Source organism: Thermomonas sp. (assembly GCF_035369645.1).
In the GTDB taxonomy this organism is placed as follows: Bacteria; Pseudomonadota; Gammaproteobacteria; order Xanthomonadales; family Xanthomonadaceae; genus Thermomonas.
Map to the genome: position 1 here is coordinate 38,715 of NZ_DAOOUM010000014.1, position 8,477 is coordinate 47,191.

The 8,477-nt window shown below is 60.8% G+C and carries 7 protein-coding genes and 1 pseudogene; 7 read left to right on the forward strand and 1 reads right to left on the reverse strand.

All coding sequences use genetic code 11. The features are described from left to right. Positions 1–3: 3 nt before the first annotated feature. The gene (gene def, locus PK789_RS04360) at positions 4–516 is read right to left on the reverse strand and encodes a peptide deformylase (RefSeq protein ID WP_324307274.1); all 513 of its coding nucleotides are present in this window, start codon (positions 514–516) and stop codon (positions 4–6) included. 177 nt (positions 517–693) lie between these two features. Here def and PK789_RS04365 point away from each other — a divergent pair, with 177 nt between their 5' ends. The 7 genes and pseudogenes from PK789_RS04365 to gltB all read left to right on the forward strand — a co-directional run. Further along, the gene (locus PK789_RS04365) at positions 694–1,857 is read left to right on the forward strand and encodes a LysM peptidoglycan-binding domain-containing protein (protein WP_324307287.1); all 1,164 of its coding nucleotides are present in this window, start codon (positions 694–696) and stop codon (positions 1,855–1,857) included. A gap of 76 nt (positions 1,858–1,933) precedes the next feature. Next, the gene (gene dprA / locus PK789_RS04370) at positions 1,934–3,064 is read left to right on the forward strand and encodes a DNA-processing protein DprA (protein ID WP_324307275.1); all 1,131 of its coding nucleotides are present in this window, start codon (positions 1,934–1,936) and stop codon (positions 3,062–3,064) included. A gap of 49 nt (positions 3,065–3,113) precedes the next feature. Continuing rightward, on the forward strand, positions 3,114–3,605 hold the full coding sequence (locus tag PK789_RS04375; protein ID WP_324307277.1) for a DUF494 family protein: 492 nt from the start codon (positions 3,114–3,116) through the stop codon (positions 3,603–3,605). 22 nt (positions 3,606–3,627) lie between these two features. Then, entirely contained in the window at positions 3,628–4,500 is an 873-nt protein-coding gene (locus PK789_RS04380) for an RDD family protein (RefSeq protein ID WP_324307278.1), read from the forward strand. 142 nt (positions 4,501–4,642) lie between these two features. Then, positions 4,643–7,189, forward strand: a complete 2,547-nt coding sequence (locus tag PK789_RS04385) for a DNA topoisomerase I (RefSeq protein WP_324307280.1) — start codon at positions 4,643–4,645, stop codon at positions 7,187–7,189. Positions 7,190–7,193: 4 nt separating this feature from the next. Beyond that, positions 7,194–7,745: an L-threonylcarbamoyladenylate synthase type 1 TsaC gene (tsaC, locus tag PK789_RS04390; RefSeq protein ID WP_324307282.1), complete on the forward strand. Its 552-nt coding sequence runs from the start codon at positions 7,194–7,196 to the stop codon at positions 7,743–7,745. Positions 7,746–7,922: 177 nt separating this feature from the next. Then, positions 7,923–8,477 (forward strand): annotated as a pseudogene (gltB, locus tag PK789_RS04395) (glutamate synthase large subunit); the annotation flags it as partial.

Below are 8,477 nucleotides of genomic sequence, written 5' to 3' on the forward strand. Positions count from 1 at the left end.
GGTTCAGGCCGCGCTGCGCTTGGCCTTCAGCAACTTCTTGCGCACCATCTCACGTTTGAGCGGGGACAGGTAATCGACAAACAATTTGCCGTCCAAGTGATCCATTTCATGCTGTACGCACACCGCCAACACACCATCGGCCGTTAGCGAAAACGCTTGTCCGTGGCGATCCAGCGCCTCCACCGTGATGCTATTGCTACGGGTGACATCGGCATAAATCCCCGGCACTGACAGGCAGCCTTCCTGATACACCTGCTCGCCATCACGTGCGCTGATACGTGGGTTCACGAATACCAGCGGCTGGCTTTTGTCCTCGGTCACGTCAATCACCATGAAGCGCTGGTGAACATCCACCTGACTGGCGGCAAGACCAATGCCCGGGGCTGCGTACATGGTTTCGAACATGTCATCGAACAGCGCCTGCATCGCCGGGGCGGCCAGTTCCACCGCCGAAACTTCGGCGGCCTTGGTGCGCAATCGCGGGTCTGGAAATTCAAGAATCGGGAGCAAGGCCATGGCAAAAATCCGAGATTTGACAGCCTGTTTGGCTATCGACAATCGATTATATCTGGTCAAACCTGCATCATTGCTTGCCAGACGCCTTGGGTTGTGAGCTATATTGAGCGGGCTACAGGGGATTTTGCCAAGGGCTGCGGGGAGATAGCGACCATGCTTGAACGGGTTTCCAACCTGATGCGTTTTAATGTGCCGCGTTCGCGCGGGTTACGCACCATGCTTGCCGCAGCGTTGCTGACGGTGGCCACATATGCGGCTGCCGCACAAATGCGCAGCGACCATCCAGACAGCTACGTCGTCAAGCGTGGCGACACGCTGTGGGATATTTCTGCGCGCTTCTTGAAGAAGCCGTGGTTATGGCCAGAAATTTGGCAGGCCAATCCGCAGATCAAAAACCCGCACCTGATTTACCCGGGTGATGTGGTCAGCTTGGCCTATCTGGATCGCGTTGCCGTCCAACCTGGTGCGCGCACCGAAAGCCCGGTCAACGCGGTGCCGCTGGCCGAGATCGAGCCGTTCCTGAAAGATCTGCGCATTGTGTCCGACATCGCCAACTTGCCCTACGTGGTGAGCTTGGAAGACGGCCGTCTGCGCGCCGCACGTGGCCAAGTGGCCTATGTACGTGGCCTGGAAGGCGCACCGGCGGGGCAGCGCTATCTGGTGGTCCGCCCTGAAAAGCGCTTCCGCATGGCAGAACGCTCCGACGCCTGCTGCGACGTGTTCCAAAGTCAGGACTTGGATGCCCGTGGCCGTACCGGCTTGGACGACAGCCTGTGGAGCAATGGCGCTTACGCCAGCACCAGCAGTGACTTCCTGGGCTATGAGTTGATGACCCAGACCGCAGGCACAGTGACTCGTGGCGAAGTGGAAGGAGTGAAGGCCACCACCCTGCTACTGGATGCCGAGGGTCGCGATGTGCGGGTAGGCGATCGTCTGATTCCGGTCGAAGCGCAACCCTACGACCTGCAGTTCTTCCCTCACCCACCCAAGCAGCAGGCCAAATATGGCCGGGTGACGGTGATGGCAGTGGCCGATCACGATAAATTTGGCGGCACCCGTGACGTTATCGCCATTTCCGGCGGCGCCCGCGAAGGCATCGACAACGGCACCGTGTTCTCGCTGTGGAAGCGCGGCAAGGCGGTTTCCGACAAAGTTGCGAGCGGCTTGGATCGGGATGAAGATTTCCGTCCGGGTGGTAAAAGTGTCCGCGTGCCGGATGAGTTTGCCGGCCATGCAATGGTGTTCCGCACGTTTGACAACGTCAGCTATGCGCTGGTGATGAGCAGCGTCAAGCCGGTGCACACCGGCTACGAACTCAAACACCCAGACGCCACCTACTGATTTTTCAGGGTTTTCTGACCCAATACCGCAACGGCACCTGAGGGTGCCGTTGTTGTTTGTGCGCGATGCTGAAGGCATGTCATATCCTTGCGAACATGAGCCCCTCCTGCGCCTGCTGCTCAGCGGCGCACCTACCTCCGGGCTGCGCCGCCTACTGGACTCGCATGGCACCGCGCAGGCGGCCGTGGTCGCTGGCGCACGCGATTGGGCCAGCCACGGCCTAACCGCACCGGTCTGCAATGCCATCCGCACACCGGATGCGGCGGCGCTGCGCAATGCGGCGGAGTGGCTACAAGCGCCGGGACACCATCTGTTGGGCTGGCGCGATGCCGAGTACCCCCCACTGTTGCGGCGCATCGCCTCGCCGCCCGCGATGTTGTTCGTGGCTGGCGACCCGGCCCAGTTGTGGCGGCCTGCGGTTGCCATTGTCGGTAGCCGGACTGCCACCGCCGGCGGCTGCACCAATGCTGGGCAGTTTGCGCGGCAGCTGGCCAAGGCCGGGCTCTGCATCGCCAGTGGGCTGGCTGCCGGGATCGACGCCGCTGCCCACAGTGCCACGCTGGAGGCGGGCGGGGTCACCGTTGCGGTGTTGGGTACGGGCCCGGATATCGCCTACCCTGCGCGCCACCAGACGCTGCTGGAGCGCATCGCGGCCACCGGTGCGGTGGTGTCCGAGCATCCCCCCGGTACCGGCCCGCTGCGCCAGCACTTCCCCAGCCGCAACCGCATTTTGGCGGGATTGAGTCTGGGCACCTTGGTGATCGAGGCTGCGCTGCGTTCCGGTGCGCTGATTACTGCCCATCAAGCCATCGATGCTGGGCGCGAGGTATTCGCGGTGCCCGGCTCGATTCATAACCCGATGGTGCGCGGCTGCCACCGGCTGATTCGCGAAGGTGCCACGCTGGTAGAGACGCCGCAGGAGGTTATCGACGCCCTGACTCCCCTCGTCCTGGACCTCGCCCGCGCCTTGCAAGGTGAACTGTGCGCATCGCCACTGCCATCCGTAGCTCCCGCGCAATCCCCACTTCTGGCCCAAACCAACTACAACCGGTTGTGGCAGGCGCTGGGTCATGACCCAACCGGTATGGATGCACTGGAGGAGCGCACCGGATTGACGGTGGCCGAACTGTCAGCCATGCTGCTCACGCTGGAACTGGAAGGGCATGTGGCGGCGGAACACGGTCGCTACTGCCGGATAGGTGGCTAAAGACCAGTGCATCGCAGCAACCGCGCCCATGCGGCGCAGGCAGAGGGGCATGAAAGAAAGCATTCTGGACGTCCTGCTGTACCTGTTCGAGCACTATTTCGCCAACGACATCGCGTTGGTGCCCGGTAATGATCCAGGGACGCAGGACAGCACCTTGCTGGGTGAATTGATCGACGCTGGCTTCTCGGCCGATGAAGTGCATCGCGCATTCGACTGGCTGGACGTGTTGGCCAGCCAGCGCCCCGCCGCCCAACCCATCCCCCTGCGTGGACCAATTCGGGTGTTTCACGGCGCCGAACTGGCCAAGTTAGACGTGAATGCCCGTGGATTTTTACTGCTCCTGGAACAGCACAGCGTGTTGGATGCCAACCAGCGTGAATTGGTGCTGGATCGGGCGATGGCGCTGGATCAAGACACCCTGGATTTGGATGATTTGAAATGGGTGGTGTTATTGGTGCTGTTCAATCAGCCCGGCAGCGAAGCGGCCTATGCGTGGATGGAAACCCAGATGTATTTAGATGACCCCGAGCCGCTACACTGAAACTTAACCCACGGGGGAATACATGACAGATTGGTATTACGCGGGCGGAGGCTCCGAGCAAATCGGCCCCGTTCCTGCAACGCAGCTGCAAGCGTTGTTTCAATCGGGTGCCATCACCCACGACACCTTGGTCTGGCGTGCCGGCTTGGATGGTTGGCAGCCATTGCAGCGCAGCTTCGAGGAATTAGGCCTGCGTGACCCACCGCCGCCGGTGCCCCCCATGCAGGCGGTCACCACAGACCCTTCACCCTATCTGCCCCCCACCGCAGCCGTGCTGGGCGAGGCGCCCATCGTCAACGGCGGCGAGGTGGTGTACGCCGGGTTTTGGAAGCGGGTGGCGGCCTACGCGATTGACGCCATCCTCGTTGGCATCGTCGGTGCAATTATTGGCGGCACCATCGGTGCGGTGCTGGGGATGCTGCTGCTTGGTACCGGCAACAGTAGCGCAAACGCAAGCGGCCTTCTGCTGATTCAAGGCGTCGCCAATGTGCTGGGTCTTGTGCTTGGGGTGACCTATTTTGCATGGATGCACGCCTCCAGCACGATGGCCACGTTGGGCAAGATGGCGATCGGGATCAAGGTGGTGCGAGAAAATGGCGAGCGGATCAGTTTTATGCGCGGCGTGGGCCGCTATTTCGCGCTGATTGTCAGTTCGTTGCCGCTCGGTATTGGATTTGCCATGGCTGGCTTCACCGAACGCAAGCGCGCCCTGCACGACATGTTGTGCGACACCGTCGTGGTGGATAAATGGGCATTTACCCCGTATCCAGAACGCCAGCACCGGGAGCTGGGGACGCTGACCATCATCGTCTTGGTCCTTTTTGGGTTGCTCGCTGTCATCGCCATGTTGGCAATTACCGCCGCAATATTCATGGCCGCCAAGGGCTGGCACTGAACGTACTGCGGCGCACGGCGCTTGACACGGGCCATGCATTCATGATTCCACTATAAATAGCGCCCGGGGCCCTTGCTCCGGGCGTTGGCATCTTCATCGGCCGTGCTTCGGCCTCACCGCATTACCGGAAACCCGCTCTGTCATGGCCAAAAATCTGCTTATCGTCGAATCGCCCGCCAAGGCCAAGACGATCAATAAATATCTCGGCAAGGACTTCACCGTCCTCGCCAGTTATGGCCATGTGCGCGACCTGGTGCCGAAGGAAGGTGCGGTGGATCCCGAGCATGGGTTTGCGATGCGTTACGAGACCATCGAGAAAAACGAGCGCCATGTCGATGCGATTGCCAAAGCCGCTAAATCCGCCGACCACTTGTTTCTGGCCACCGACCCGGACCGCGAAGGGGAGGCGATCAGCTGGCATATCGCCGAGATTCTGAAACAGCGCAACCTGCTGCAAGGCAAGAGCTTGCAGCGCGTGGTGTTTACCGAAATCACTCCGCGGGCGATCAAGGAGGCGATGACCCAGCCGCGTGATATCGCCTCGGACTTGGTGGATGCGCAGCAGGCGCGGCGCGCGTTGGACTATCTGGTGGGCTTCAATCTGTCGCCGGTGCTGTGGCGCAAGATCAAGGCCGGGCTGTCGGCCGGGCGCGTGCAGTCGCCAGCGCTGCGCATGATCGTGGAGCGCGAAGAGGAAATCGAAGCCTTCGTCGCGCAAGAATACTGGTCGGTGGAAGCCGAGTGCGCGCATCCATCGCAAACCTTTACCGCCAAGCTGGTTAAATTGGATGGTAAAAAATTTGAACAATTCACCATCACCGATGGCAAGACTGCCGAGGCGGCACGGCTGCGCATCCAGCAGGCCGCCGCCGGCAAACTGCATGTCACCGATGTCACCAGCAAAGAGCGCAAGCGCCGGCCGTCGCCACCGTTCACCACCTCCACCTTGCAGCAGGAGGCCTCGCGCAAGCTGGGCTTCACCACCCGCAAGACCATGCAGGTGGCGCAAAAATTATATGAAGGCGTGGCCTTGGGCGATGAAGGCAGCGTCGGCTTGATCAGCTATATGCGTACCGACTCGGTGAGCCTGTCGCAGGACGCCTTGGCGGAAATCCGCGACGTGATTGCACGCGATTTTGGTACCGACGCACTGCCTGACAAACCCAATTTCTACCAGACCAAAGCCAAGAACGCGCAGGAAGCGCACGAAGCCGTGCGCCCCACTTCGGCGCTGCGCACCCCGGCGCAAGTGGCGCGGTTTTTGAGCGATGACGAGCGCAAGCTCTATGAACTCATTTGGAAACGCAGCGTTGCCTGCCAGATGATTCCGGCCACCCTCAACACCGTCAGCGTAGAACTGGCCGCTGGTAATGCACACGCCTTCCGCGCCAGCGGCACCACCGTGGTCGTGCCCGGTTTTCTGGCGGTGTATGAAGAAGGCAAAGACAGTAAAAGTAAGGATGACGAGGATGAAGGCCGCAAATTGCCGCTGATGAAGCTGGGCGACAACGTGCCGCTGGACCGTATCCATGCCGATCAACATTTCACACAACCACCGCCGCGCTTTACCGAAGCGGCACTGGTGAAAGCGCTGGAAGAGTTTGGCATCGGTCGTCCTTCCACCTATGCGGCCATCATCCAGACCTTGCTGGGCAAGCAGTACGTGCTGCTGGAAGGACGCGCCTTCAAGCCCACCGATATTGGCCGTGCGGTGAGCAAATTCTTGTCCAACCACTTCCCCAAATATGTCGATTACGACTTCACCGCCAATCTGGAAGACGAGTTGGATGCAGTCAGCCGTGGTGAAGAACACTGGATCCCCTTGATGGAGAAATTCTGGGGGCCGTTCAAAGAATTGGTGGACGATAAAAAAGCCAGTTTGGACAAGGCCGATGCCGGCAGTGTGCGGGTGCTGGGCGCGGACCCGGACAGTGGCCGACCACTGAGCGCGCGCATCGGCAAGTTCGGCCCGCTGGTGCAAATCGGCACGGTGGAAGACGAAGAAAAGCCGCGTTTTGCTTCCTTGCGCCCCGGCCAAAGTATTTACAGCATCACCCTGCCCGAGGCGCTGAAATTATTTGAAATGCCGCGTCAGCTGGGCGCAGACACCAATGGTGAAGCGATCAGCGTGGGTATTGGCCGCTTCGGCCCGTTTGCCAAGCGCGGCAGCACCTATGCCTCGCTGACCAAGGACGATGACCCCTACGCCATCGATTTGGCACGCGCGATTTTCCTGATCGAAGAAAAAGAAGAAATCGCCCGTAACCGCATCATCAAGCAGTGGGATGGGCATGATGTGCAGGTGCTCAATGGCCGCTTTGGGCCGTATCTGTCCGATGGCGTGCTCAATGGCAAAATCCCCAAAGACCGCGAGCCGTCATCACTGAGCCTGGAAGAGGCACTGCAATTTTTGGGGGACACCGGCAAGCCGGTACGCAAGGGCTTTGGTGCCAAGAAGACAGCCAAGAAATCTGCCGCGAAGAAAACCACGGTGAAAAAAGCACCCGCTGAGAAGGCCGTAAAGAAAGCCGCCGCTAAAAAAGCACCGGCAAGAAAAGCCGCAAAAAAGGTGACGAAACCCGCCGTGGCGCCCCATGAGGCCGCAAAATCCTTGCTGACCGCCACCAAAGTGGAAACCGGTAAAAAGCGCGTGGTGAAAAAAGCCGCACGCGAGGACGCACCGTTCTAAGCCCATGCTCACGCTTGCGCAAAGCACCGCCTTGCTGCAACAAGGCGGCTTGATTGCCTACCCCACCGAGGGCGTGTGGGGCTTGGGCTGCGATCCGCGCAACGAAGCGGCGGTCTTGCGATTGCTGGCGCTCAAGCAGCGCGATGTGGCCAAAGGCTTGATCCTGATTGCCAGCGATGAAGCCCAGTTGGCGCCGTTCATCGAGACATCGCCATTGCGCCAAGCACAGCTTGCGCAGGTCCGTGCCAGCTGGCCGGGGCCCAATACGTGGATCATGCCGGCATCCGCCACTGCGCCGCGCTGGATCACAGGCCATCACGACGGCATCGCCGTGCGCGTGACGGCGCACCCGCTGGTGCGTGCACTTTGCGATGGCTTCGGTGGCGCACTGGTGTCCACCAGCGCCAATATCGCCAGCGAACCCTCGCCGCGCAGCCGCGCCGAACTCGATCCGCGCATCGTGACCGGTGTCGATGCAGTGTGCGATGGTGAAACCCTAGGCCGCCAGCAACCCAGCACCATTCGTGATGCGCGCAGTGGCAGCACGCTGCGCTGAAACCCGCGACGGTCTTGTGTTTGCGGGCCATTGAGGCAGTTTCAAGCGCAACAAAAAATTTCTTTGCCGACCCCTTGCTGCGGCGCACAAAGTGTGCTTTAGTCGGGTTGTGCACTGCGTCAAACCGGGATTGTTGGCGCGCGGTGTTCTCCACTTTCAATCACTTTGGACACTACGATGCGGCGCAGCCCGACTCGGGGTTTGTATGACCCTGCCAGCGAACATGATTCTTGCGGTTTTGGCCTGATTGCACAGGTCGATGGCAAACCGTCACGGGCGATTGTCGAAGGTGCGTTGGCAGCACTCTCACGGATGGCGCATCGTGGTGGTGTGGCCGCCGATGGCTTGTCGGGCGATGGCTGCGGGGTGTTGCTGCACGGCGCGCAAAATTTCGTGCGCACATTGGCCGAAGAGGCCGGCATCGCCTTGCAGAGCGCGCAGTTTGCGGCGGGCAATGTGTTTTTGCCGCAAGCAGCCGTGGCTGCTGCGCAGTGCCGCGAAGCGCTGGAAGCCGCGCTTGTGCGAAGTGGCGTGCAGGTGGCCGGTTGGCGCACAGTGCCGGTGGATACCGCAGTGTGTGGCGCCCTCGCCAGGGCCACGTGTCCGCGCATCGAACAAGTGTTTGTAGCAAGCGATGGCGCCGACGCGCAGGCATTCGAACGCGCGCTGTTTCTGGCGCGCAAACACTGCGAGCAACGTTTGCGCGAGTACCCCGAGTTCTACATCACGTCG

Bases quoted from the DNA above. Each gene is read 5' to 3' on its own strand.
- PK789_RS04365 (WP_324307287.1), top strand. From the start codon at position 694: ATGCGTTTTAATGTGCCGCGTTCGCGCGGGTTACGCACCATGCTTGCC.
- PK789_RS04380 (WP_324307278.1), top strand. From the start codon at position 3,628: ATGACAGATTGGTATTACGCGGGCGGAGGCTCCGAGCAAATCGGCCCC.
- tsaC (WP_324307282.1), top strand. From the start codon at position 7,194: ATGCTCACGCTTGCGCAAAGCACCGCCTTGCTGCAACAAGGCGGCTTG.
- def (WP_324307274.1), bottom strand. From the start codon at position 516: ATGGCCTTGCTCCCGATTCTTGAATTTCCAGACCCGCGATTGCGCACC.
- PK789_RS04385 (WP_324307280.1), top strand. From the start codon at position 4,643: ATGGCCAAAAATCTGCTTATCGTCGAATCGCCCGCCAAGGCCAAGACG.
- dprA (WP_324307275.1), top strand. From the start codon at position 1,934: ATGTCATATCCTTGCGAACATGAGCCCCTCCTGCGCCTGCTGCTCAGC.
- PK789_RS04375 (WP_324307277.1), top strand. From the start codon at position 3,114: ATGAAAGAAAGCATTCTGGACGTCCTGCTGTACCTGTTCGAGCACTAT.